Origin of the sequence: Okeanomitos corallinicola TIOX110 (genome assembly GCF_038050375.1) — a bacterium.
Taxonomy (GTDB): domain Bacteria; phylum Cyanobacteriota; class Cyanobacteriia; order Cyanobacteriales; family Nostocaceae; genus Okeanomitos; species Okeanomitos corallinicola.
Genome location: NZ_CP150886.1, coordinates 682,214 through 707,688, shown reverse-complemented (window position 1 = coordinate 707,688; position 25,475 = coordinate 682,214). Strand labels below are relative to the sequence as shown.

At 38.3% G+C, this 25,475-nt stretch carries 18 protein-coding genes and 1 pseudogene; 10 read left to right on the top strand and 9 right to left on the bottom strand.

The annotated features are described in order from the left end of the window. Positions 1 to 141: 141 nt before the first annotated feature. The 3 genes from dnaK to WJM97_RS02935 all read left to right on the top strand — a co-directional run bounded on the left by dnaK (position 142) and on the right by WJM97_RS02935 (position 3,688). On the top strand, positions 142 to 2,025 hold the full coding sequence (gene dnaK, locus WJM97_RS02945) for a molecular chaperone DnaK (RefSeq protein ID WP_353931558.1): 1,884 nt from the start codon (positions 142 to 144) through the stop codon (positions 2,023 to 2,025). A gap of 423 nt (positions 2,026 to 2,448) precedes the next feature. Continuing rightward, positions 2,449 to 2,694 (top strand): hypothetical protein, encoded by a 246-nt coding sequence (locus WJM97_RS02940; protein WP_353931557.1) that lies wholly within the window; start codon positions 2,449 to 2,451, stop codon positions 2,692 to 2,694. A 10-nt stretch (positions 2,695 to 2,704) separates the two neighbouring features. After that, a complete protein-coding gene (locus WJM97_RS02935; RefSeq protein ID WP_353931556.1) occupies positions 2,705 to 3,688 on the top strand; it encodes a hypothetical protein in 984 nt (327 codons plus the stop codon). Positions 3,689 to 3,812: 124 nt separating this feature from the next. Here WJM97_RS02935 and WJM97_RS02930 read toward each other — a convergent pair whose 3' ends face one another. After that, positions 3,813 to 5,321 (bottom strand): UbiD family decarboxylase, encoded by a 1,509-nt coding sequence (locus WJM97_RS02930; RefSeq protein ID WP_353931555.1) that lies wholly within the window; start codon positions 5,319 to 5,321, stop codon positions 3,813 to 3,815. A gap of 189 nt (positions 5,322 to 5,510) precedes the next feature. On the opposite strand from WJM97_RS02930, the pseudogene WJM97_RS02925 reads away from it, so the two are divergent. Together WJM97_RS02925 and WJM97_RS02920 are read left to right on the top strand one after the other, a co-directional pair. After that, a pseudogene (locus WJM97_RS02925) lies at positions 5,511 to 6,116 on the top strand (Rpn family recombination-promoting nuclease/putative transposase); the annotation flags it as partial. A 225-nt stretch (positions 6,117 to 6,341) separates the two neighbouring features. Next, positions 6,342 to 6,860 carry a DUF29 family protein gene (locus tag WJM97_RS02920; RefSeq protein ID WP_353931554.1) on the top strand — a complete coding sequence of 173 codons (519 nt, stop codon included), beginning with the start codon at positions 6,342 to 6,344 and terminating at the stop codon, positions 6,858 to 6,860. A 154-nt stretch (positions 6,861 to 7,014) separates the two neighbouring features. Here WJM97_RS02920 and WJM97_RS02915 read toward each other — a convergent pair whose 3' ends face one another. Continuing rightward, the gene (locus WJM97_RS02915; protein WP_353931553.1) at positions 7,015 to 8,337 is read right to left on the bottom strand and encodes a hypothetical protein; all 1,323 of its coding nucleotides are present in this window, start codon (positions 8,335 to 8,337) and stop codon (positions 7,015 to 7,017) included. A 226-nt stretch (positions 8,338 to 8,563) separates the two neighbouring features. After that, complete coding sequence (locus WJM97_RS02910; RefSeq protein ID WP_353931552.1) at positions 8,564 to 11,005, bottom strand: ATP-dependent Clp protease ATP-binding subunit; 2,442 nt, start codon at positions 11,003 to 11,005, stop codon at positions 8,564 to 8,566. Between the two features lie 231 nt (positions 11,006 to 11,236). Between WJM97_RS02910 and WJM97_RS02905 the strand changes: the two genes are divergently transcribed. Then, positions 11,237 to 11,533 (top strand): DUF3288 family protein, encoded by a 297-nt coding sequence (locus WJM97_RS02905; RefSeq protein ID WP_353931551.1) that lies wholly within the window; start codon positions 11,237 to 11,239, stop codon positions 11,531 to 11,533. Between the two features lie 81 nt (positions 11,534 to 11,614). Here WJM97_RS02905 and WJM97_RS02900 read toward each other — a convergent pair whose 3' ends face one another. Together WJM97_RS02900 and WJM97_RS02895 are read right to left on the bottom strand one after the other, a co-directional pair. Then, complete coding sequence (locus WJM97_RS02900; protein ID WP_353931550.1) at positions 11,615 to 13,099, bottom strand: MlaD family protein; 1,485 nt, start codon at positions 13,097 to 13,099, stop codon at positions 11,615 to 11,617. 73 nt (positions 13,100 to 13,172) lie between these two features. After that, entirely contained in the window at positions 13,173 to 13,997 is an 825-nt protein-coding gene (locus WJM97_RS02895) for an ATP-binding cassette domain-containing protein (protein ID WP_353931549.1), read from the bottom strand. 47 nt (positions 13,998 to 14,044) lie between these two features. Between WJM97_RS02895 and WJM97_RS02890 the strand changes: the two genes are divergently transcribed. Together WJM97_RS02890 and WJM97_RS02885 are read left to right on the top strand one after the other, a co-directional pair. Continuing rightward, on the top strand, positions 14,045 to 15,544 hold the full coding sequence (locus WJM97_RS02890; RefSeq protein ID WP_353933093.1) for an NAD(P)/FAD-dependent oxidoreductase: 1,500 nt from the start codon (positions 14,045 to 14,047) through the stop codon (positions 15,542 to 15,544). 231 nt (positions 15,545 to 15,775) lie between these two features. After that, the gene (locus tag WJM97_RS02885) at positions 15,776 to 17,296 is read left to right on the top strand and encodes a class I SAM-dependent methyltransferase (RefSeq protein WP_353931548.1); all 1,521 of its coding nucleotides are present in this window, start codon (positions 15,776 to 15,778) and stop codon (positions 17,294 to 17,296) included. Between the two features lie 27 nt (positions 17,297 to 17,323). Here the strand turns inward: WJM97_RS02885 and WJM97_RS02880 are convergent, their stop codons facing one another. Both WJM97_RS02880 and WJM97_RS02875 read right to left on the bottom strand, forming a co-directional pair. After that, a complete protein-coding gene (locus WJM97_RS02880; protein WP_353931547.1) occupies positions 17,324 to 19,270 on the bottom strand; it encodes a phosphotransferase in 1,947 nt (648 codons plus the stop codon). 96 nt (positions 19,271 to 19,366) lie between these two features. Beyond that, on the bottom strand, positions 19,367 to 20,914 hold the full coding sequence (locus WJM97_RS02875; protein WP_353931546.1) for an S-layer homology domain-containing protein: 1,548 nt from the start codon (positions 20,912 to 20,914) through the stop codon (positions 19,367 to 19,369). Between the two features lie 415 nt (positions 20,915 to 21,329). Here WJM97_RS02875 and WJM97_RS02870 point away from each other — a divergent pair, with 415 nt between their 5' ends. Next, positions 21,330 to 22,334 (top strand): iron ABC transporter permease, encoded by a 1,005-nt coding sequence (locus WJM97_RS02870; RefSeq protein WP_353931545.1) that lies wholly within the window; start codon positions 21,330 to 21,332, stop codon positions 22,332 to 22,334. A 79-nt stretch (positions 22,335 to 22,413) separates the two neighbouring features. Next, positions 22,414 to 23,190, top strand: a complete 777-nt coding sequence (locus WJM97_RS02865) for an ABC transporter ATP-binding protein (protein WP_353931544.1) — start codon at positions 22,414 to 22,416, stop codon at positions 23,188 to 23,190. Between the two features lie 152 nt (positions 23,191 to 23,342). Here the strand turns inward: WJM97_RS02865 and WJM97_RS02860 are convergent, their stop codons facing one another. Together WJM97_RS02860 and WJM97_RS02855 are read right to left on the bottom strand one after the other, a co-directional pair. Next, positions 23,343 to 24,212, bottom strand: coding sequence for an ABC transporter permease (locus tag WJM97_RS02860; protein WP_353933092.1), 870 nt, complete (start codon positions 24,210 to 24,212; stop codon positions 23,343 to 23,345). A gap of 172 nt (positions 24,213 to 24,384) precedes the next feature. Beyond that, entirely contained in the window at positions 24,385 to 25,467 is a 1,083-nt protein-coding gene (locus WJM97_RS02855) for a spermidine/putrescine ABC transporter substrate-binding protein (protein ID WP_353931543.1), read from the bottom strand. Positions 25,468 to 25,475: the final 8 nt, after the last annotated feature.

Sequence of the window (25,475 nt, the reverse complement as noted above, 5' to 3'; positions counted from 1 at the left end):
TTTCTAATTTTGTAGAGATGTTATCTATAACGTCTTTACAAATGTTAGTTTTGCTAATTGATGTAAGGGTTTAGCATTGCTAAACCCTCCTGATAGCTGAATGATTACGAAAAAACTTCTACTCAAGTCCAGGGGGAAAATATGGCAAAAGTAGTAGGAATAGATTTAGGCACAACTAATTCCTGTGTTGCTGTCATGGAAGGAGGAAAACCTTTAGTAATTGCCAATTCGGAAGGGCAAAGGATCACGCCTTCAGTGGTTGCTTACACTAAAACTGGTGAACGTTTGGTAGGTCAAATTGCCCGTCGTCAAGCGGTAATGAATCCAGAAAATACATTTTATTCAGTCAAACGGTTTATTGGTCGTAAATATGCAGAAATAACCCATGAAGCCACAGAAGTTTCCTATAGAAATATCCGCGATAGTAATGGTAATGTAAAACTTAAATGTCCCGCAGTCAATCAGCAATTTGCACCAGAAGAAATTTCTGCTCAAGTGCTAAGAAAGTTAGTAGATGATGCGAGTAAATATTTAGGGGAAAAAGTTACAAAAGCGGTAATTACTGTTCCTGCTTATTTTAACGATTCCCAACGCCAAGCTACTAAAGATGCAGGGAAAATTGCTGGTTTAGAAGTTCTCCGCATTATCAACGAACCAACCGCAGCAGCTTTAGCCTATGGTTTGGATAAAAAGCAAAATGAAACTATCTTAGTATTTGACCTTGGGGGTGGTACATTTGATGTTTCTATTTTAGAAGTTGGGGATGGTGTATTTGAAGTTAAATCTACCAGTGGTGATACCCATTTGGGTGGTGATGACTTTGATAAAAAAATTGTTGATTGGTTAGCTCATGAATTTGAAAATAATGAAGGTATTGATTTACGCAAGGATAAACAGGCATTACAAAGACTAACCGAAGCAGCAGAAAAAGCCAAAATTGAACTTTCCAGTGCCACTCAAACTAATATTAATTTGCCCTTTATTACTGCTACCCAAGCAGGTCCAAAACACTTGGATATAACATTAACAAGGGCTAAGTTTGAAGAAATGATCGCTGATCTTTTAGATCGTTGTCGTCAACCAGTTAAACAAGCTCTACAAGATGCCAAATTAACTAATGCTCAACTTGATGAAATTGTTTTAGTTGGTGGTTCTACTCGCATTCCCGCTGTGCAAGAATTGGTGAAAAGAATGACAGGTAAAGAACCCTGTCAAGGTGTCAATCCTGATGAAGTTGTTGCGGTGGGTGCAGCTATTCAAGCTGGTGTTTTATCTGGTGAAGTTAAAGATATTTTACTACTTGATGTTACACCTTTATCTTTAGGTGTAGAAACTCTTGGTAGTGTGATGACCAGAATTATTGTTAGGAATACAACTATTCCTGTGAAGAAATCAGAAATATTTTCTACTGCTACTGATGGTCAAAGTAATGTAGAAATTCATGTTTTACAAGGTGAAAGGGAGTTAGCTCAAGATAATAAAAGTCTGGGTACTTTTCGTCTAGATGGTATTCCTCCAGCACCTAGAGGTGTACCACAAATTGAAGTAACTTTTGACATTGATGCTAATGGTATTTTGTCGGTTAATGCTAAAGATAAAGCCACTAATAAACAGCAGTCAATTTCTATTACTGGTGCTTCTACTTTGGATAAACGAGATGTAGAAAAAATGGTGAAGGATGCTGAAGCTCACGCAGAGGAAGATACAAGACGACGGGAACAAATTGATACTAAGAATTTAGCTGATTCTTTAGTTTATCAAGCAGAAAAAGAACTCAGAGAGTTAGGTGATAAAGTTAGTGCTGCTAATAAAAGCAGAGTTGAAAAACTGGTGAACAATTTACGTTCAGCTATAAACCAGGACGATTTTAACCAGATTAAATCTTTAAGTGGTGAGTTACAGCAGCTACTAATGCAAGTAGGCAGTGCCGTTTACGCTCAAGCGGGAAGTACCAACGGAAGTAGTGGAGAACCTCAAACCAGTCAGAGTGAAGATGTAATTGATGCTGATTTTGTAGAAAGCTAATTCTTCTATATCCTCGACTTTTTATAGAAGTCGGGGATTTATGACAACCACAAAAATTAATCCAGAATTATAAATTACAACCCATGAATGATTTAATGTTTTCATTTATTCCATAAGTAGGATGATTTTTATATCTATTTCTATCTAATTTCTATCAAGTTATCCAGATGATCAGTAGAGAGCATAGAACAACTAGAAATACTGAAATGAAATATTCAATATCAATCATAGGAAAGAGGAGAAACCATGGGTTAATCAGGCTGTGCTGCTGATTTTGGATAATTAAGTCACAATAAAAATTTGTATCCTATGCTGGGGTTTATTTTAAGGATTTGAAGAAAACTTACAATAAAACACACACTGAAATAGTTTTGTTTGCTTGAATAGCTATATTAAGAGTACAGAAACTGACAATTCTTAATTATGGCTACCAAAATCATTGATGTGAGAGAATATACTGTCAGAGCGCATAAAAGACAGATTCACACTCGTATTTTTAATTTTGTCTGTAAAGAATGTAATCAGGCGACAAAAAGAGAAACCTTTGGTCCTAGACCTTTATATTGTGAAAGTTGCCGACCTCCTCAACCTCCTAAAAAATCAGTTCAGGCATCTAGAAAAGCCAAACCTCGTGTCATGAATTACCAAAGCGATATTAATTTAGGTTGATTGAAGTAACATGAATACCAAAGAACAATTACAACCTCCTTCAGAGGTATTTATTAGGCCGTTGTTGGAATTACGAGACTACTATACGAGTCTGACTCAAGAGTATCAACGGCTATTTATAGAAGCGCGATCGCAATTAGATCATGTGGAAGCTTTATTGTCTCCCTGGTCTTATCCTGATGATTCTCAACCAATTTCACAATTAGAAACAGCTGATCAACCGAGTTCACGTTTATTTCTGTCATCAGATGATGGATCTGATTTAGACTCTATAGATTCAGAAATGTCTCACTCTGATCAATGGGAAGTAAATGATTTAAATTCAGTAGCTACAAAATCAGAAACTACTCATCTAAAAAATCAGCCTTTAGATAGTTACGATCACTTTATCAAGGGTGTAGAAGTTCCTATGCTTCCTGAGTATAAATCTATGACTCGAATGGAAGCTTTAAGAATTCTCTTACACGAATATGCAGGGACGGTTTGCCATATAGATTTTATTGTGCGATCGCTCTATGGTGATTTAGAATCAACTACTTTTAAAATTGTTAAAGGTAGGGTACAATCTTCTCTTACCCAAGGTAGAGAAAGGGGTTATTGGTCAGCTATTCCCAATGAACCAGGTTGTTATACTTTGGCTTTAAGTCTGTTAGATCCTAGTCATCAAAATGGCTCATCTTCTCTTGGTAAAACCAGAAGAAAGAAGCAAATCATGACATCAAAATCTCCAGAATTACCAATGCTCAAACAATTTGAGGGTCAATTTTTAATTGATGCTCTTACCTCTTTTTTAGAGCAACATCGGGGTAGAATTTTTGGTGTCAATGACATCATTACTGGTATTTATGGAGAACTTGATGATCAGGAAATCAGAGAGGTAAAAAATAAAGTTCTCAATGAATTATCTAGAGGTCATCGCATTGGTAGGTTTACCAGAGTCCCTAATCAAATTGGCATCTATACTTGGGATGCCAGGATGATCAAAAGAAGATAGGGTGAGTGGGAGAGGGGGTGAAGGGGTGAGTGGGAGAGGGGGTGAAGGGGTGAAATTAACTCTTGATCCAGAAATTCTCCTAACTCCTAACTCCTAACTCCTAACTCCTGTCACCTGACTCCTTTTATTTCATATCATACCCAAACAAATTAGGGTCAACTTCTCCTAACTTTAAATCCCCTAAACCGTATTCTTGCCAACGTCTATCTACCATTGCAGCAACATCAGGATCTGACTCTAAAGGTTCACCCCATTCATGTTCGGTCTCTGGGGGGATTTTTGTGGTTGCATCTATACCCATTCTTCCCCCTAAACCTAATTTTTCACTAGCAAAATCTAAGGTGTCAAAGGGGGTATTTGGTAATATGAAAACATCTCTATTTGGGTCAACTTTAGAACTAATTGCCCACACAACTTGACGCGGATCACGAATATTGATATCTTTATCCACAACTATCACAAATTTTGTATAGGTGAATTGAGGTAAGGCACTCCAGAAAGCTAAAGCTGCTCGTCTTGCTTGTCCAGGATAGGCTTTATCAATGGAAATAATTGCCGCTTTGTAACTTAATGCTTCCATTGGTAGGAAAAAGTCAACTATTTCTGATACTTGTTGCCGTAAAATAGGTGTGTAAATCCGATTCAAGGCGATCGCCATCATTGCCTCTTCTTTGGGGGGACGACCGCTAAATGTGGTAAGATAAATCGGATCTTTGCGGTGAGTCATACACTGAAACCGCACCAAAGGCGAATCTTCCACACCGCCATAATATCCCATGTGATCACCAAAGGGCCCATCGGGTAAAACTTCCCCTGGGGTAATTGTCCCTTCTAAAACAAATTCTGAGTCGGCGGGTACTTCTAAATCTACTGTTTTACACTTGGCTAATTGTACCCCAGAACCGCCATACAGCCCGGCAAATAACCATTCTGATAAATCTACAGGAATGGGTGTGGCTGCTGCCATAATGATTAAAGGATCAACACCCAAGGCGATCGCCACTTCTAACTTCTTACCACGTTCTGCCGCTTTCCGTAAATGTCTCGCACCCCCCCGCACCGATAACCAATGTACGGTCATGGTGTTTTGAGATTGCAGTTGTAGACGATACACACCCACATTCGGCGTTCCTGTCTCACAATCCCTTGTAATTACCAATCCTAGCGTAATTATCTTTCCGGCATCTCCCGGATAAGGACGTATTAAAGGTAACTTGTTTAAATCTAAATCATCCCCTTGCACAACCACCTGTTGACAAGCGGGGAAAAAATCTCTTCCTGGTTTGGCTTTGACAACATCAAACAGCACCTTACCAAAATCCACCGCTTGGGAAATCTTTTTTGGGGGTTTGGGTTGCTGAAGCATACTTAACTTTTTACCCAGAGTTTCCAACTCCTCTGGTTTTTCCATATTCATTGCCCAGCATATCCTTTCTACAGTCCCCATTAAATTAACTGCAACGGGAAAAGACGCACCTTTAACATTTTCAAAGATTAAACCGGGACCACCTTGTTGTAGCATCCGGTTGGAAATTTCGGCAATTTCCATATCTGAGTCCACTAAAGCAGAAATTCGCTTTAATTGTCCTCTTTCTTCCAGAATTTTAATAAATCCCCGTAAATCTCGCGCCATATCTTTAAGAGTTAAGAAGTGTAAAGTCTCCTTAATCTTAACTTGATCTTTGTATAGTAGATTTGTACTAAAAAAGCAAAAAGTAGCAGATCCCTTACTTCTTAATTAATCTTGGGTAAATAATGATAATTTATCCAAGCAGTCGGGGATCTAAATTCGCTCAAATTTAAGTAACCTTTCACAGTTATTATGTATGACAACATTTGTAAATTCATAGCCGAAAATCACAAAGATGACTTAGCCAGATGGTTACTAGGTTCACCCATAAAATTAACACAACTGAGTCCTACAGAACTTTCTAGCGAACCAATTAGAGCCGATTCATTGATATTATTACAATCAAATGAATTAGTGCTACATACAGAATTTCAAACCGATACCGATGATGATATGCCTTTTAGAATGTTAGATTATCGAGTCAGGGTATATCGTCGGTTTCCTAAAAAAGAAATGCGTCAAGTGGTAATTTACTTGCGAAAAACTGGTTCTGATTTAGTATATGAAAATAGTTTTAGGCTCACAAATACTCATCATGAATTTGAGATAATCAGACTATGGGAACAACCAACAGAACAGTTTATGACAGTTCCCGGTTTATTACCTTTTGCCGTGTTAAGTCAAACAAAAGATCCTAAAATAGTATTAAACCAAGTAGGAGAAGTAGTAGTAGCAATTACAGATAGAAGGACACAAAGTAATATTGCTGCTGCTAGTGCCGTTTTAGCCGGTCTTGTGTTAGAAAAAGATGTCATCAAGAAGATTTTCAGGAGTGAAATTATGCGAGAATCTGTGATAAGTACCCAAGCAAAATTAATTTAACATATTGAGTGAAAACAAAAACGTCTGTATTCCTTAGCTGTTCCCTGTTCCCTGTTCCCTCTCCCAAATATAAAATTTATTTTGCACGACTACTTATACCAAGAAATTCTGGAAGAAGGTGAAGCTAAAAAGGTAAAATTGATATTTGTATAATACTATGTTAGTTTTAAAAAATATTGTTACTGTGAGGTTAACAAAGCAATGACACAGGAATTAATAGATCTCAAAAATAGTATTTTAGAACAACGTTATAGTGATGCTTTAGCTATTGTAGATGAATTAGAGGGAATGGGTAGACAGGCGATTTTCAGGAATATTCAATCTTTTTTATTGAGATTAATAATTCATTTAATTAAAAATCAGATAGAAAAAAGGTTAACTAATTCTTGGGCAAATTCAATACGCAGTTCAATTAGAGAAATTAAGAAAATAAATTTGCAAGATAATAAAAAATCTTATTACGTCAAAATAGACGAGTGGCAATCAATGTTAGAAGATGAATTTGAGGAAGCTATTCGGGAAGCAAGTGATGAAGTAATGAATGGTATTTACAGTCCATTTCAATTAACAGAGATGGTAGATAAATTGGAGATAATCAATCAATCTCAAAGTTTGTTAAACTTGATATATAGTTATTCAGTGAAGGAATTACCAGCAGTGATTGATGATTATTTAACTCAGTTACCTGGGGGTGAAAATTGGAAGCTAGGGAAGAGATGATTAATATCTCCGAATTATGGAGAAAATCTGCTGGCAAAAATCAAGTTTATTTAACAATACCTTCGCCATTTTTTTGTAGGTTGGGTTGAGCGGAGCAAAACCCAACGAATTTAACGCATTTGTTGGGTTTCGTGCCTTAACCCAACCTACGAATCTAATATTTTCCAAAAAGATGCTCAAAAATTTGGTTACTGAAGTAGAATCTTAATGCGGTCATAGCCGCAGTTTGTATATCTTTCATAGGATGAGACTTAAAATGCTTTCGATAATGATCTAAATCATCCCACCTTTTGATACTACTGATTCCACCATGTACAAGTTCGTTCCGAAGTTTAAAAAGTTTATCTGTACGTTCCTCCCAGTCTATGTGACCTGGAAAAGTTTTTCTAATACCTTCCTTCAGATTTTTCTCAACGTTTTTATGTTCACCAAAAAGAGCATCTAAGGCAATAAAGAAGTGAATAAAACGCTCTAGTTCATTAGAAATAATTCCGTAGTGAATAAAATGGGCTGCCGTAGTCGCTCGTTGTGCAGCCAAATCTGAAGCATTAGACCTTAACTCATACCAACTTTGTATTTTAGATAATATATCTGGTGATATATGAAGACAATTGTCAACCAATAAAGGTGGAAATAGATTACCTATTCCTGCACTTATAGAGCCGCATCCTGCTCTACTTGCATCATCTGGAAATTGGATTGAATAGGAAGTTATCTCCGCTCCACTCTTAGTCAGGAGATTAGGCATTTTATCATCTAAATAAGAGCAAAGAATAGCAATGAAAGTACGCATATTATCCCCTGCAAGACTTCTAGCACCAGATGCTGTTCCTGATGCTTCGCAAACCAACCAAGTTTGTGAAAATAAGAAGTCCTTATTGGTATGGTTACTTATTCCATTTGTCCAAGTTCCAGTGGTAGGCATCCAGTATTGTGATTCATCGTAATTTTCAGAAAGTTTTTTCCATTGCTGTTCATCATTAGCTCTAAGAAGAGTTAAATTATCGAATCCAAGAATAAATGAATCAGTTTTAACCAAAGGCAGTGGGTACATAGTTAGCCATTTAACTAGCGAATTTGCTAAATTGCTATGGATTTCATTCCATAAATGAGACGCAAATTCTTTCGGATTTTCAATTGCTCTGGCTTCAAAAAGGGTACTAGCTGTTTTAAAAAAAAGACCTTCATCGGTAAAAAGCTTTGGGTTAATAGCATTTTCTCGCAATGTTTCTCTAATTATCTTTGAAAAAGACTCTTTGTCGCCTCCTTCAAGCTGAGGGTCAAAAGATATGGCTATATCTGCAATATCTTCACAACATTCAAAGACACGATGAGTTATCCACCACTCCATTCCAAATCCCAAAATAGGACGTTTCCCAGTCATAAATTTTTCAACTAGTGCATGACCATCTTCTGGCTCATTCAAGTGAATTTGTTTTGTTAAATGAATAACTTTATCAATCAGTTTAGAATTCATAATGTTGGTAGGCTTATAAATTTCACTTGTTGAGAAAAGTCTTCCTTTAGTTCTGGCTTTATACTAGATTTTAGATTAAAAGCACATAGTTAGGAAATAAGCCAATTATAAAGCCCATAACACAAACAAACTCTCAATTCTGTCACCTAATAAAAAAAATAAGGGTTTCCGGTTTTTCACCTTTCACCCTTACCAAAATTCAAAATTAACTTCTAATTAACCAGCTTTAACTAACAGTTAATAACTCTCGGTTTTCTGTTGTTCTCACTTTCACCTGGCCATCATCATCTACATCAATAATGGCTGTATCACCATCAAGAATATGACTAGATAAAATCGCCTCAGCTAAAGAGTCCTCTAACAGGCGCATAATGGCTCTGCGTAAAGGTCTAGCACCGTAACTGGGGTCATATCCTTCTCTGACTACCAGTTCCTTAAAGGCTTCTGTGACTTGCAGTTTAATTCCTTTTTCAGTCAAGCGTTTAGCAACTTCTTTGAGCATAATCTCAGAAATTTGCTTGACTTCTTCCTTATTCAACTGAGTGAAGACGATAATATCATCAAGACGGTTGAGGAATTCTGGACGGAAGTAATTTTTCAGTTCTTCATTTACCAAGTTACGAATACGGTGATAACTCGCATCTGCTTGATTATCAAATTCAAAACCTAAACTCATACCACCTTTTTCAATTACCTTAGAACCAATATTAGATGTCAAGATAATTAAGGTGTTTCTGAAGTCTACTTTCCGACCTTTTGAGTCAGTAAGATGCCCATCATCTAGGATTTGTAGCATCATATTGAATACATCGGGGTGCGCTTTTTCGATTTCGTCGAAAAGTAACACTGTGTAGGGTTTGCGCCGTACTGCTTCGGTAAGTTGTCCACCTTCTTCGTAGCCGACAAAACCTGGCGGTGAACCGATAAGTTTGGAAACATTATGGCTTTCCATGTATTCGGACATATCTAAACGAATCATGGACTCTTCAGATCCGAAAAAGTAAGCCGCTAATGATTTAGCTAATTCGGTTTTCCCTACCCCAGTTGGCCCAGAGAAGACAAAACTGGCAATGGGACGGTCGGGGTCTTTTAAGCCTACACGGGCGCGACGAATAGCGCGAGAAACTGCTACAACTGCTTGTTCCTGACCAATTAAGCGTTTGTGTAGGGTATCTTCCAAATGCAGAAGTAGTTCAGATTCTGATTCAGTTAGTTTATTAACTGGTACTCCTGTCCAGGAAGCGACGATTTCGGCAATGTCCTCTTCGTCAACGTTAGGAATATTCAGAGTTTGCAGGTTTTCTTCTGCGTCAAGTTTGGTTTGCAGTTCTATTTCTTCTTGACGGAGTTTACTGGCTTTACCAAAGTCTTGCAGTCTGATAGCGTCGCCTTTGTCTTTGCTGACGTTTTTCAGTTGCAGTTTTAGTTCTTTGTTGTTGATGATGCGGGAGTGACGTAAACGCACACGAGAACCAGCTTCATCAATTAAGTCTATGGCCTTATCGGGTAGGAAGCGATCGCTAATATATCTATCTGATAACTCTGCGGCGGCCATCACTGCTTCATCGGTAATGGTAACTTTATGATGTTGTTCATAAGCACCCCGTAAACCATAGAGAATATCAATAGTTTCTGCTACCGATGGTTCTCCTACCAAAATAGGTTGAAAACGCCGTTCCAAAGCTGCATCCCGTTCAATATATTGGCGGTACTCATCTAAGGTGGTTGCACCAATACATTGCAGTTCACCCCTAGCTAAAGCCGGTTTGAGGATATTTGCGGCATCTAAGCCGCCTTCTGTGCCACCCGCACCGACAAGGGTATGAATTTCATCAATTACCAGGATGATATTGCCATCAGTACGCACCTCATCCATGATTTTTTTCAGGCGTTCCTCAAAGTCGCCCCGGAAGCGTGTACCGGACACGACTGAACCCATGTCTAGGCTGATGACTTGTTTTTTCAGGAGAACTTCTGGTACATCTTGATTAACGATGCGTTGGGCTAAACCTTCGGCAATTGCAGTTTTCCCAACTCCCGGTTCTCCAATTAAAACAGGGTTATTCTTTGTCCGGCGACCAAGAATTTGCACTGTGCGCTCAATTTCTTTCTGACGACCAACTACAGGGTCTAGTTTTCCTTCTTGCGCCAGTTTAGTCAGATTTCTACCAAATTCTTCTATACTGGGGTTCTGGTTACGTCTGGTACTTCCACCCCCCGCAAAAACCGTAGTGTCTTCACCTAACAAACTCATCACCGCAGCGCGGATAGTCTGTAAGTCAACTCCCAGATTTTGCAATACTTTGGCGGCGACTCCTTCCCCAGCCTCAGTTAAACCTAACAATAAATGTTCAGTGTTTATGTAGTTGTGTCCAAGACTATGAGCTTCTCTAAAGGACTGCTCAAATAGACTTTTTACTTTTGGTGTAAAAGGAATTTCCGGTGGCACAAAACCAGAACCCCGACCAATAATTTTTTCTACTTCCCGACGCGCATCTTTGAGAGTAACACCCAACTCAGCCAGCACCTTGGCAGCAACCCCAGTTCCTTCTCCCATCAAACCCAGGAGAATTTGCTCCGTTCCTACAAAGTTGTGTCCCAGTCGGCGTGCTTCCTCCTGAGCTAACATGATTACCCTAATGGCTTCGGACGTGAAGTGTTCAAACATAGCGGGTTCTTGCTCCCTTGCTGCTTGGACTTTGGGTGATATTAAATTTCACCCTCATCTAAAGTTTCTTGTATTTTCTTAAAGACAATGTATCTTTATTTAAAATGAAATGACAGTAGTGAGAGCCGTATTGGCTCAGGTGTAGTTGCCGTCATCAGCCAATTACGGCTGTTTTTAGATACTGTTTAGCTTTTTTTGGCTGCATTGCAAATCCTCTCATTGGTAATAATTATGACAGAATCTTCTGCAAGTAAGGATCAACAGCATCCTCTTTACAACCGCGATCGCCCCCTTATTGATATTTTACTCTCTCAAGAGCCAACAGATTACAATTTAGCTGAATTAGCTAGGCTAAAAATTAGATATCAAGGTTTTCCAGGTGCGCGGGACATTCAAAGCAACCTTGATCAAGTTTTGCAACGCTGGGGTTTAACGGAAGAAGAACTTTTTACCAAAACCCGCGCCATACACCAAGTCGGCGGTATTTACAAAAGTCGCGGCAAAAAAGAAGAGGAAGATTGGAATTAATTTGGTCATTGGGCATTGCCAATTGGCCATCTTCCCCTGTCACCTGTCACCTGTCACCTGTCACCTGTCACCTGTCACCTGTCACCTGTCACCTAATTCCTTATACTCCCTTAATTTCTGTAATAACTGCTCTTGGGAAGATGGTGTAGGAATTTCTCTGGGTGTTAATGACTCAGATGTTGCTGGTGGGGTGGAAATTACTACTTTTTTTGGCTTCTCCACCTCTTTTACATCTTTTACATCTAGGTTAAGTGTGAAGTCTGTTGGTTCAGGGATGATATTTCTCGCTTTCAGGGTGGGAGTGGGTGGAGGTGCGATAACTGCTTGTTTCTGATTGACAGAGGCTTTGAGAGAGTCTAAAGTCATCGCTACCTTAGTTTGTTCCTGTACATCTTTTGTAGAAGAAACCAACTTACTCAAACCATTTACCAATTGCAGCAAGTTTTGACGAAATTTAGGATCACCTGTTAATTCATCTAAGTCAGCCGTAATTTTTTGGGTGTTTTCAAAAGTTCCCCTGGCAGCATCTAGAGTTTGTTGTAAAAGTACAATATTTTTCGGATCATTAAGAGTTTGAGAAGCATCTTTTAAATTAACAGAAGCTTCTGCTGCATTAGCCGAAAGAAGTTCTAAATTTTTGATTAGTTCTCCATCAGTAAAACGATCAACCGCAGGAGATAAACTACTAACTGTTTGCCTTAATTGGTTACTGGTTGCAGTAATATTATTTAAAGCACCAACCAAAGCAGAACGATTATCAACTAATAATTCATCTAAGTTAGTGAGTAACTTACCAGCTTGTTGTGCTGTGACACTAAAATCACTGGCAGTTGCACTTAGTTGACTTGCGGTTTTTGTAGTAGTTGCTGTCAATTCATTAGTAGACTTTTGCAGTGTTACCGCAGTATTAGAAAATGTTCCTATCTGATCATTAAAACTTTTGCTGATAGTTTGTAATTCTTTCGTGAGATTAGCGACATTAGTAGCTGCACTAGAGGATGTTACTAATAGGCGATTAACATTTTCATAAAATTCTTTATTATTATATTGAGCCGTAAACTTATATGACTCTCTTAGTAATTCATCAACACTAATTCCAATTACACCTTTTAATTTGCTGGACTCATTACAAATAATTAAACCGGGATTACAATCTTTATCTAATGGGCCAGGAATATCTTGAGAAATTTCTGAATTAGCTGGGGGAACAATATCAATAATACTTTCATTAATTAATCCACTTTGATTAGCTTCAATTGTCGAATTAGCAGGTATTTTTAGATTAGGATCATTAATTTGCAATTCTACTTCAATCGCATTGGCACCAGTGGTAATTTTAGAAATACTACCTACTTTTACACCGCGATAACGAACCGGAGAGCCTTTTTGCATTCCTCCAGCATTAGCAAACTCAACTACAGCCCGATAAGACTTACCTCCAGCACTAATTCCATTTAACCACATAAAAACTCCCCCAAATGCTCCCACACCCAAGAGAATTAATAATCCTACCATTCCTTCTTTGAGAGTTCGTTTAGAAGTAAATCCACCAATTAGATCCCGCATTTTATTTCTCTCCATAAGAATAACCCTGAATAATTCGTCATCTGAAATTTCTAGATTTTGATATATATTATAATCAACTAGCTACTTGAATTGGACCTTGTACACTTCCGCTCATAAATTGCCTGATATGAGAGTTTTCCGTGTTGTCTACTTCACTTATTTTACCTTGCCATTTTACCTTGCCTTGATAAAGAAATACTAATCTATCTGCTGTACGACGAATGGTACTATCTTGGTGGGTAACAATGCAGTAGGTACTACATACACCTTGTTGACATTGTAAACTACGGATTAAATCCTCAATTACTGTTGAAGCTATAGGATCAAGTCCTGCTGTAGGTTCATCGTATAATAAAACCTCTGGACTGTCTTCGGGTTTTTCGGGATTAGACATAATTGCACGAGCAAAACTGACCCGTTTTTTCATCCCTCCTGACAATTCTGATGGTAAAAGATGACCAATATCTGATAACCCTACCATTGCTAATTTTTCCCTCACTAATTCTTGAATACGCGATCGCCCTAATTTCGTATTCTGGTATAATGAAAAACCAACATTTTCATCTACATTCAAAGAATCAAATAGGGCCGCTTGTTGAAATACCATACCAATTCCTACAGGATCATTAGCATCTTCTATTAAACCATCTCGTTTTTCTTCCTGGATATAAATTTCTCCTTCATCTGGTTCTAATAAACCAGCTATAATTCTTAAAATCGTTGATTTACCAGTTCCCGACGGGCCAATAATTCCTACTGCTTCTCCCTTATAAATGTCCAAGTCAATATTATCTAAAACCTTGTTTTTACCAAAAGTTTTAGAAATACCTCTGAGTTTAATTAATGGTTCTTCTTTAGGTGATTGGTAATTGGTGATTTGTGATTTGTGATTGGTCATTGGTGTATATTGATTAATTAACTAAAGACTAATAACTAATGACTAATATGCAAAATCCTGATGTTATTGTAATTGGTAGTGGTATTGGTGGTTTATCTGCTGCTGCTTTACTCGCACGTTATGGAAAACGGGTTTTAGTTTGTGAAAGTCATACTATTCCTGGTGGTGCAGCACACAGTTTTAAAAGACGCGGTTTTGAATTTGATTCTGGACCCTCCTTTTATTGTGGTTTAACTGGTTCTCAAAGTTTAAACCCCCTCAAACAAATTCTTGATGTTCTTGGTGAAACTCTCCCAGTTATACCTTACGATCCTTTAGGACATTATCACTTTCCTGAAGGTACTTTTGCAGTTTATAGCAATGCAGAACGTTACCGTCAGGAATTAAATAAATTTACACCCGAAGGTGCTAAGGAATTTCAACGATTTGAACAGCGTTTGTTGGGACTTTACGACGCAATGAAAGGTATTCCTACTTTAGCACTGCGGTCAGACTGGCAAGTTATCCCCCTGTTATTACAGCGTTATTTACTATCTCTGGGAAAAATGCTGTTCAATTTACCTCTTGTGCAAAGTTCTGTGGGTAGTGTCATGGATGCTACTATCAAAGATGCTTGGATAAGGCGACTAATTGACCTAGAATGCTTTTTATTATCTGGTTTAAAGGCAGAAGGTACTATTGCTCCTGAAGTAGCTTTTATGCTTGGTGAACGCTCCCGCGCTGGGGTGGAATATCCCGTAGGTGGTAGTAAGACGATTGTTGATGCTTTGATACGAGGTTTGCAGAATTTTGGTGGTGAGTTGCGTTTAGGTGTTCATGTTAAGCAAATTTTAGTAGAAGCTGGTAAAGCCGTAGGTGTGAAATTACGGAATGGTGATAATTTAAAAGCACCTATAGTCATTTCTAATGCTACCCTTTGGAATACTTATCATGATTTACTACATCCTGAAGATTTACCCGCTGGTTATTGCCAAGCAGCTTTAGATACTCCAGCAGTAGAAAGTTTTACGCACTTACACTTAGGGATTAAAGCTGATGGTTTGCAGAATTTAACAGGTCATCACGTGGTAGTTCATGATGGAAATAAAGATATTACTATTCCTGGAAATACTTGCATGATTTCCATTCCTACCGTGTGGGATAAGTCTTTAGCACCACCAGGACATCATGTAGTTCATGCTTACACTTTAGAAACTTTTACGGGATGGGAACGCAATGATAGTTATGAAAATCGGAAGCGGGAAAAAGCACAAAATTTATACCGAGGATTAGAACGTGTTATCCCTGATGTGCGGGAGCGGGTGGTGTTGGAGTTAATTGGTACTCCTTTAACCCATGCTAGTTACTTACGACGTTATCGGGGTACCTATGGCCCTGCTATTGCTGCGGGCAAGGGTATGTTCCCAAGTATGTATACACCAATTAAGGGTTTGTATCGGGTGGGAGATAGCACTTTACCGGGTATAGGTGTTCCTGCGGTTGCTGCTTCGGGTATTTTGTGTGCGAATACTTTGGTTGATGTAGGGCAGGTTTTGGCGGTTTTGTAGTTTGACTTTATGCTTTTTGATAAACCACAGAGTCACATCTGCACTGATTATAACTGCGTGGGTTAAAGCCATACTACTCAATATTGGTTCTACCCAAAGAGGGGCTTTTACTAGCTTAAATGTTCGTACTCGCCTTGGATTATGATGATGGGAAATTTGGGTTTAAATTAGCAAGAATACGATATTCAAACCGTTTTACCGACAATATACTGATCAGGATTAATACAAGACATGGAAAATTGGACTCAGGGTTACGTTTCAGATGTCAGCTATGATTACAGTTTCTTTCCAGAACTATCACCCATTAGCCTTGCTTTCAACCTTCTAGATGCAAGGTTTTTACCTCCATCCCTAGATAAAATTACTTACTGTGAATTAGGGTGTGGTCAGGGTTTCACCACAAATGTGCTGGCAGCGGCCAACCCCCAGAGTCAATTCTGGGGTGTTGATTTTAACCCAACCCATGCCGCAGAAGCACAGCGTCTTGCTGATGCAGCAAACCTCCAGAATGTCCATTTTTCTGATCAGAATTTTGCAGAATTTCTGGCAGCAGATACACCTCAATTTGATTTCATTACGTTACATGGGGTGTATTCCTGGATTAATGATGATAACCAACGCACTGTTGTTGATTTACTCCGACAAAAACTAAAGTTTGGAGGTGCTGTTTATCTGAGCCATAATACATTACCAGGTTGGTCAGCAATCATGCCACTGAGGGAACTAATGGTTCAGTATGCAGGTGGTTCTCATGATTCCAGTATTCAGAAGGTAGAAAAAGGGCTGGAGTTTGCCAACCATCTCCAAAAACTTAAAGCTAGATATTTCCTAGAAAATCCTCTGGTTAAACAAGATTTAGCAGAGATGCAAGAAGATTCCCGAAATTACCTTGCCCATGAATATTTTAATGATAATTGGCGACCTCTATACCATTTTGAAGTAGCGAAACAACTAGCTGAGGCTAAACTCACCTTTGCCACCTCAGCAGATATTGATGATCAATTCCATGATTTAAAATTAGATCAAGATCAATTAAATTTATTAGCAGAAACGACAGATATAACCTTGCGGCAAACGATGCGAGACTTTTTATTTAATACTCGATTTCGTAGGGATATTTATATCAAAGGGCCAATTAAATTATCAGCTTTGGAACAAGTTGAGTTACTGAGTAATTTTCGTTTTGCTCTAGTTGTTGATCCAGAAGATATTGAATATGAAATTGACCTAGTTGGTCGGATGATTAGACTAGATGAAAAAATTTATCAGCCTCTGATTGCATCTCTGGCAGAACGTCCCCAGACTCTCAGGGAACTGATGAAACAACCTGCTTTAACCAAACTGGATTTTGCCTCTATTTTGCAAGCACTGAAAATATTGATCACTAATTATAGTGCCGTTCCTGCGTTGTCTCAAGAGGGTGAAGCAGAACGAAAAGAATCTGTTGCTCAGTTTAATACCGCTGTTCTCAAACGAGCTAGATTTGGGGCTGATACTCAAATTCTGGCCTCACCGATGACAGGAAGTGGAATTGATATGAATCGCTCGGAACAACTGATGTTGTTGGCTCATTTGCGTCCAGGAGATCCGGTGCAATTTATCTGGAATCTTCTGCAAGTTCAAGGAGAAAGGTTGATTAAAGATGGTAAACCGCTGGAGTCTCCAGAGGCAAATCAGGCGGAACTAAGAGAGCAGATTCAACAATTTCAAGAGTTGCGTTTACCCTTGCTCAAACACTTAGGATTGATTTGAACACATCCATGTTCATGATGTTCATGATTAGATAAATGACATCAACTGCTCAATTCCCGCAGCCGTTTCTTCCAGTTCTACCTCTAAAGTGGCACGGAAAGAAGGATGATCTTGCGCTCGGTTCACTTGCCAAAGTCCATAGGCTGCATATTGAGCCGTAATAAAACCGATGATCTGGGCTAAACTCGCCTCTGGTAAAGGTCTAATCTGACTATATCCATTTAATAGCTGATCTAAATAGAGTAGGAAGTCTGGCTCTGATATGTAATCATTTAAGAATCGAGCTAGATCATAAACCCAATACCCAAAACCACAATCAGCGAAGTCAATAATACCTATTTGATCCTGATTAATCAGAATATTTCCCGCCCAAAAATCACCATGAATTACACCAAATTGACTGGAATCTTCTTTGAGTAAAACAACCATTTCTTGAAACTGTCGGCTAACTCTGGCAAAGAGGTTTCTATAGGGTTGGGGGGTCAATTCCCAAACACGTAAGCCATCGTTACTGTAGCCAGCCATGTCTCCGAATAAACCATTCCAGTCCCAGCGCGGTCTAGTAAATTTTTCTGGTATAGGCCAATGCTCGGCATGATCATGTAATTGCCCTAATAGACGACCGACGGACTGAATTTGTAGAAGTTGTGATTCTTGTGTCGTCTCCTCGGACAAAATTGAATCGCCATTCAGCCAGCGAGTTAGGGAGCAGACGCGGGGTTCGGGTAATCCTTGAAATTTCCCCCAGGTACAAAGTCTTCCTTCTAATGTGGGTATTGGTTCAGGAACAGGTAGGTTTGCTTCTTGACTCAAGTATTTTAACCAGGACAATTCTGAGGTAATGGCAGAAATGGGCAGGTAGTTAGGGCGGTGAATTCTGAAAATAAAGCGAGAAGATGAATAGCGGCTGTTTTCCTGCTCAATTAATCCCTTGGCAACATCAACGGCAAAAACCGTGTTTTCTCCGTGGGAAATCAATTCTAGTCCAGCGTGTTCCATCCCATATTCACTTAAAGCCAGTTTGGCCAGTTTGCTCAGTTTGTCAACTTGTGCCGATGCCGTTAATTGATCATCACTGGTATTGGCTGGCAGCTGGGAATTTTCCTGAAGACTAAGGAAGTGACTAAATTTTAACAAATCCTGGGTTCTGGCAAAGAGAAACTGATAGTTTTCTGGTATTTTTTGATATTCATTTTGGGTGATGGAAACCCGGAGTTGTTGTTCATAATTAACCGTCTCTTGAAACCAGGAACGATAATAAACAATGTATAAAATCGGTCGTACTTGATGGGAAATATTCGGCGTTCCCCCATGCCACAATTGATAGTCCATCAAGTAACAAGATCCAGTTGACACAAACGGAACGGATAAATTTTTATTTTCTAATTCTGCTGTTGAAGACAGACGATGGCTACCTTTCCAAACTTGGGTAGATCCTGTAGCTGGTGTTAAATCAATCAGAGGGACAACAACTGTGATAGCAAAACTAGGCAGTTGAATATTTAAAGCCTCATCTTCAAATAGTGCTGGATGATCTTGGTGAATATGTTGTTCCTCCGCACCGGGAAGGGCGATAACTGCGCCAAAACTCCCTAAAACAAAATCTTTTCCTAGTAAACCCTCAATTAAGTGGATCAACAAAGGATTGCCATAAAGGTCTGGATGATTAAAGGGAGTTTGGAACTTCACTGTCACCATTTTTCGTTTGACACCGACTTCTAAGGCATCGGTGTGATCTTGATCTTCAAAGTAGCTGTTATACTGTTCAAAAAATGATTGATTTAGTTGAGTAATCAAGTCTTGGGAAAAAAGATTTTGAATCAGAAGTACACCATTTTCTGTAAACAAATCTTTGGCAATATTAATTAGTGTCGGATTAGTTAAATCGGACTGGGGTAAATGAGGGGGTAAACTAATTTCTGGTGGTTTATTTGAATTGAGATTTTTATAAACCTGAATTGAGAAATTAGACATAGATGATGATTTTATTTAAATAGAAAAAAACAGGACGTATTAAGTTTCCCTGATCGTCCTGATTATCAAAAGCTTGGTTAGTCCTGAATTTCTAGTTTACTGAGCGATGTAGTTGGAACTAATGCTCTCTAACTTTTCAAGACCTACTAGGGCTTGATGCACCAAGGCGCAGGTTTCGGCACGGGAAATGATTTGGTTAAGATTTAGGGTGTTGACGTTCGGGTAGTTTACCAGGATGCCCTTTTCCACTAAGGCTGCAATGTAAACGCGATCGTCAGCAGGAATGCTATCTGCATCGCTAAAGACACTTAGTATCTCGTCAATACTCTTGGCAGATGTGACTTGAGTATATCCCAGTCCTCTGGCAATTGAAGTTAACACATTTAGTTTTGTAAGTTGTTGTTCTACATTAAAAGTTGTACTGCTGACATCAATAAAGCCCATTGAATAAGCTGTCTGCAAGTTACCATAAGCCCAGTAGTCCCTGGAAATGTTTTCAATAACGGTGGCTTGTCTGATTCTACGGACGTTGAATGCCTTACTGATAATTGTGGCAAACTGTGCGTGGGTGATGCCTGTTTCCGGTTGGAAATCTCCATCTGGAAAGCCTTGAATAATTTGTAGGGAAGATAGACGATAAATAAAACGACTGGCCCAGTAGCTCTTTCTCACATCTGTAAAAATGTAATCTGGCGCGTCATTGAAAATTTGAACAAGTTTGTCAGAACTGCAATCAACGGTTTCGATAAATTTGCCCCCACCAGTGATATTTCCCTGAGTGAAGACGTTAGATCCTTTTTTACATTGTTTAACACGTTTGAACTTCTTGCACTTTTTACCTCGTCTACCATCGGATACAACAATGTAAGATTCGCCATCTGCATCTACAATGCCGGTCACAGCCCCATAGCCTTGTTTATTGGACAAGACTATATCGGTATAGTTAGTATCGGTTGTAGAAAGATATTGGAAGGTTAGCTTATTTGTCTGGGTTGTCTTGACGGTCAAACTACCAATTTGATCGCCAGAGGAAATGACTTGATTAGAGGTAGTTGAATACTCGATGGTTTGTACTGCTGAAGACCCGGATAGATAAGCTGCTTCGTTATCAAAAACTTGAATTAATGTCGCAGAACTGAAATTACCTGTGGCGGTAAACTCTGAACCTTTGATAACTTTGCCTTCAAAGAATTGACCACAGTATTTCTTAAATTTCTTACCCTTTTTAAATTTCTTAGTCTTTTGATTAAATTGCCCACTTTTTTTATTAGACTTCTTACTCTTTTTATTAGATTTCTTACTCTTTTTATTTTTACTGATTATCTGCCGATCAGTGTTGCTCTGAACAGTAAAGGAGTCATCTTCGCTGTCAGTTTTAGTAGCTATGGCTGTACCTATATCGGTTGATTCAGTGTTGTCGGGGACAAGAAATTGAAAGGTAAGTTCTCTGGATTGAGGATGTGTGCGATCGCTGTTGTCAAGTTTCTGAATTTCTACTGGTTCTAAACCAGAATCGGGTAAATCATTTAACTCATTGGGTTGTAGCATAGCTACTTGAGCTATAACGCTAGTAGGACTAGCTACAAACCCAACACACAAAACCAAATAACGAAGGAATTTAAACCGTGAGGATGCTTTGGTCATAGATTCGGAACTGACTCCTATAGTAATGAAGACATAAATCTACCAGTTAACCTCTATCACTGGAGGATAAATTGGTATATGTTAACACTGTTGCATAAATGACATATTTTATAACATAAAGATCGAAATTATACAAGTCTGGCTAAATATAACCATCTTGATCAAGATTAAGAATTCTGACTGGAAATTGAATATTTGGTTAAAGTTAAAGAGAAAAGTTAAATAGAAAAGCGCAAATGAATCCAAGTATGCAAATAAAAGTAAAGTTGCCTCAAAACATCTTCTATCCCGCGTTGTCATAATCGCAACTTTCAACGCCAATTTACTGAGGATATTTAACTAAGTCTAAGCAAAATGTCATTCTATCTGGTTAATACTTAACACTCAAGGTAAAGCTAAATCTCAATTACTAACAATGGAAAAATTATTGATAAAACATCGTCTCTTCTTGGCTATCTTATGTTTAATTACTGCTTTGGGAATTACTTTTTTTGTTTCCCTTTCTCAAGGTGCTGTTAATTTTAATGTTGCTGAATTTTACCAAGCATTGATGCGGGAAGGCGACCCGATAAAACAAACAATTCTTTGGGATTTACGACTACCGAGAATTATAGCAGCAATGGTTGTAGGGGCAGCTTTGGGTATGTCTGGCGCACTTTTACAGGGGATGTTACGTAATAGTTTGGCTGACCCTTTTATCTTGGGAATTTCTGCCGGTGCTGGGTTGGTTGTAATTGTGATGATTGTTTTTCAGGTGTTCCCCATTGCGATTCCTTTAGCTGCTTGGTTAGGGGCAATTTCTACCGCTGCTATTGTGCTTTTTCTGGGGCGTTCTGGGGGAGGAATTTCGGTAGAAAAGTTAATTTTGGGAGGGGTTGCTGTTAGTTCTTTGTTCGGTTCTGTACAAAGTACGTTATTATTAATGTCGGAAGATGGACAGGTACAAATTGCCTTGAGTTGGTTGGTTGGTAGTTTAAATGGTCGCGGTTGGTCGGAAATTTCTACTGCTAGTCCTTATATTATTGTAGCTTTATTTGCTGGTTGTTTGTTAGCGCGATCGCTTAATGTTTTAGCTTTAGGTGATGAGTTAACTGTGGGTTTAGGTGTTTCTTTATTACGTTCCCGTTTATTAATTGGTGGTGTGGCCACTTTATTAGCTGCTGGTGCTGTGAGTATTGCTGGTTTAATTGGTTTTGTGGGTTTACTTGTTCCCCATGCGGTCAGGTTAATTGTCGGCACTGATAACCGTTTTGTTTTACCTTTTTCTGCTGTCGCTGGTGCTTGGTTATTGATGTTTGCAGATTTATTAGCACGATTGGGTGCGGTGGAACTTCCTGTTGGTTCGGTGACTGCTTTGTTGGGTTCTCCTCTGTTTATTTGGTTACTTTATCGTCGTGCAGGTGGTTTAGGTAAACTATAGAAGGTGACAGGTGACAGGGTTGATAATTTCTTTAATTTTGACTTTTGATTTTTGACTTTTGACTTTTGACTTGTTAATTATGCCTTTAGAATTAGAAAATCTCACTGGTGGTTACACTACTATACCTATTGTTAAAGATGTTAATTTATCTTTAGAAAATGGGGAATGGTTAAGTTTAGTTGGTGCTAATGGTTCTGGTAAGTCTACTTTATTAAAGTTAGTTAGTCGGATTCTTTCACCTCAAGGTGGAGTAGTTTTACTGGATGGTAAAGCTATTCATTCTCAACCACCTAATTTAGTTGCCCAAAAATTGGCACTTTTACCACAACAACAACCTGTTCCTGTTGGTTTAACTGTGCGTCAATTAGTAAGTTTAGGAAGAACTCCTCATCAAAAATGGTGGGAATGGGAATTAACAGGAAATGATCAACAAATTGTGGCTTCAGCAATTGCCAAAACTCAATTAGAAAAGTTTAGCGATCGCCTAGTTGAAAATCTTTCTGGTGGGGAAAGACAACGGGCTTTTTTAGCTTTAGCTTTAGCACAAGAACCCAAAGTTTTATTATTAGATGAACCAACTACTTATTTAGATATTAATTATCAATTACAGTTATTGGAATTACTACGAAATCTTAATTTACAACAGCATTTAACTATTGTTACAGTGTTACATGAGTTAAATTTAGCTGCTCGTTATAGTTCCAGAATTGCTTTATTAAAACAAGGTCAACTTTGGGAAGTTGGTAAACCGGAAACTGTGTTAACACCAGATAATATTGCTGAGGTTTTTGGGGTGGAATCTTTGATTATTCAAACTCCTGTAGGTTTACAAGTTTGTGCTATTAGTGCTGTTTAAATATTGTGATTTTGTCTGAATCAGGATTTACAGGATGTTTTTAAAAACACTCTGCGTTTATTTGCGTATCCTATGCCAACGGGAAGCAAGCTACAAAGGATGACAGTAATTCTTTTAAGTAGATGAAATAACAACATACTTTGCACCCGACACTACTGCTTAGGTGTGGCTTCCCCAAATTTAATTATCAGGGCGATCGCTATACTCACAACCAAAATTAAAGTCATACTCAATGCTGAACCAAAACCCCAATTTTGGGTAGCACCAAGAAACTGGTTATAAACTAACCTCGCAGCAGTCATACTGGAAGCACCACCTAGTAATTCCGGGTTAATAAAATCTCCCAAAGCAGTAATAAAGACCAACAAAGAACCAGCTGCAATACCAGGAAAAACCTGCGGTACAGTCACTTTCCAAAACGCTTCTACAGGGTTTGCTCCTAAATCTGCGGCTGCTTCTAATAAACGCTGATCCAACTTTTCTAAAGAAGCATACAAAACTAAAACCATATAGGGTAATAAACTGTAACTCATGCCAATTAAAACAGCAGGAGTACGATTCAATAATTCCAAAGCTGGTAAACCTAAACTGGCAAGTATGCTATTAAACAATCCTGTCGGACGGAGGATAGTAATCCAAGCATAGGAACGTAATAGGGAAGAAGTCCACAGAGGTAAAACAAAACCTAATAACAGCAAATTCCGCCAAGGTTTTGGTGCGATTTGAGCAATCCAATATGCCACAGGAAAACCCAAAAATAAACAAATAATTGTCGTATTAATTGCTAAAAACAGGGAATGAAATATGACTTTTAAATATAGTGGTTCTAAAATGCGAAGATAGTTATTTAAACCATCAGGATTGACAATTTCTCCTGGTCTAATATTTGTTACTAAACTCAATTCAAAAATTATCAATGTCGGTAGTAACAATAACAGTAATAACCAAATCCCAGATGGTGCTAATAAAGCCAAAGGTGGGAATAATTGTAAAGATTGGCGATACAAAGATTTTTTGGGAATATTATGAGAAGATACTGCTGATGATTTATGAATATTAATAGACACTGCCTGATACCAATTTTGAGATTTTACTTTGAGATTTAATATCTTATCTTTTGGGACTGATCTGGGACTGATAATTGGTAAAAATCAATTAACAGCCAGGAGAATTATAGATATTTTATGCTAAATTTCATGCTAATAATTGAGTCCAATATCGTTCATAAACTGCTTCAAAATCACCTATGGGTGTCAGACGTTCACACTTGTCTAAAACAGATTCTGGCGGAAATAAATTAGTGTTATTTTGTAGTTTTTGCGATAGTTGTTCAAAACCAGCGCGGTTAGGAATAGCAACAGCTAATCTTTTAGTAATTTCTGCCGCTACATCTGCTTGCAGAAGTAAGTTAATCCAGCTATAAGCACCTTGCTGATTGGGTGCTGTTTTAGGAATTACCACCGTATCACTCCATAAAGAAGAACCACTACTGGGAACTACATATTTTAGTTTTGGGTTTTCTTCAGTGATTTTCACAGCATCGCTAGAATAACACATTGCTAACCACAAATCTCCTGCTAGGATTTGATTTCGCCAAGCATCTGTATCAAAAGCAGCGATCGCAGGTTTTAATGTTCTCAGTTTTTCATAAGCTGCTTTAATTTCTGCTTCGTTTTGAGAATTGTAGGAATAACCCAACATCTTTAAAGTTGCTCCCATCACTTCCCTGACATCATTTAACAATGTCATGCGTTTATTTAACTTGTCTTTATTTTGCCAAAGATACTCCCAGTCTGTTGGTTCTGTTTCCAGTTTTTCCGAGTTATAAATAAACCCTGTTGTTCCCCAACTAAAGGGTAAACTATAGCGGTTATTAGGGTCATAAATAGGATTTTGAAATTGGGTAAATAGATTTTCTAACCCAATTAGCTTTTCATGATCGAGTTCTATTAACAAATTTTTTTCTACCATCTTCTGAACCATATAATCAGATGGATAAATCACGCTATAAGAACTACCACCTCCAGCTTGTAGTTTAGCCAGCATCACATCATTAGAATCGAAAGTATCTACCATAACTTTGATTCCTGTTTGAGAAGTAAAAGTAGATAATAGTTCTTGGTCTGTATATTGACTCCATGTATATAAATACAATTCATCACTTTTACCAGAACCAGAGTAATTGGCATTGACATTAGCTAATCTCCAACCACAACTACTTAAAGATAAGCTGGAGAGTAGAGCTATTTGTTTGAGAAATTTTCTTCTCCTAGTCATGTTTTTCA

What these genes read in the sequence shown, in the direction of transcription:
- WJM97_RS02905 (WP_353931551.1), top strand. Translation starts at nt 11,237, where the DNA reads ATGACAGAATCTTCTGCAAGTAAGGATCAACAGCATCCTCTTTACAAC.
- WJM97_RS02910 (WP_353931552.1), bottom strand. Translation starts at nt 11,005, where the DNA reads ATGTTTGAACACTTCACGTCCGAAGCCATTAGGGTAATCATGTTAGCT.
- WJM97_RS02865 (WP_353931544.1), top strand. Translation starts at nt 22,414, where the DNA reads ATGCCTTTAGAATTAGAAAATCTCACTGGTGGTTACACTACTATACCT.
- WJM97_RS02885 (WP_353931548.1), top strand. Translation starts at nt 15,776, where the DNA reads ATGGAAAATTGGACTCAGGGTTACGTTTCAGATGTCAGCTATGATTAC.
- WJM97_RS02930 (WP_353931555.1), bottom strand. Translation starts at nt 5,321, where the DNA reads ATGGCGCGAGATTTACGGGGATTTATTAAAATTCTGGAAGAAAGAGGA.
- WJM97_RS02900 (WP_353931550.1), bottom strand. Translation starts at nt 13,099, where the DNA reads ATGCGGGATCTAATTGGTGGATTTACTTCTAAACGAACTCTCAAAGAA.
- WJM97_RS02880 (WP_353931547.1), bottom strand. Translation starts at nt 19,270, where the DNA reads ATGTCTAATTTCTCAATTCAGGTTTATAAAAATCTCAATTCAAATAAA.
- dnaK (WP_353931558.1), top strand. Translation starts at nt 142, where the DNA reads ATGGCAAAAGTAGTAGGAATAGATTTAGGCACAACTAATTCCTGTGTT.
- WJM97_RS02855 (WP_353931543.1), bottom strand. Translation starts at nt 25,467, where the DNA reads ATGACTAGGAGAAGAAAATTTCTCAAACAAATAGCTCTACTCTCCAGC.
- WJM97_RS02940 (WP_353931557.1), top strand. Translation starts at nt 2,449, where the DNA reads ATGGCTACCAAAATCATTGATGTGAGAGAATATACTGTCAGAGCGCAT.
- WJM97_RS02875 (WP_353931546.1), bottom strand. Translation starts at nt 20,914, where the DNA reads ATGACCAAAGCATCCTCACGGTTTAAATTCCTTCGTTATTTGGTTTTG.
- WJM97_RS02935 (WP_353931556.1), top strand. Translation starts at nt 2,705, where the DNA reads ATGAATACCAAAGAACAATTACAACCTCCTTCAGAGGTATTTATTAGG.
- WJM97_RS02920 (WP_353931554.1), top strand. Translation starts at nt 6,342, where the DNA reads ATGACACAGGAATTAATAGATCTCAAAAATAGTATTTTAGAACAACGT.
- WJM97_RS02870 (WP_353931545.1), top strand. Translation starts at nt 21,330, where the DNA reads ATGGAAAAATTATTGATAAAACATCGTCTCTTCTTGGCTATCTTATGT.
- WJM97_RS02890 (WP_353933093.1), top strand. Translation starts at nt 14,045, where the DNA reads ATGCAAAATCCTGATGTTATTGTAATTGGTAGTGGTATTGGTGGTTTA.
- WJM97_RS02895 (WP_353931549.1), bottom strand. Translation starts at nt 13,997, where the DNA reads ATGACCAATCACAAATCACAAATCACCAATTACCAATCACCTAAAGAA.
- WJM97_RS02915 (WP_353931553.1), bottom strand. Translation starts at nt 8,337, where the DNA reads ATGAATTCTAAACTGATTGATAAAGTTATTCATTTAACAAAACAAATT.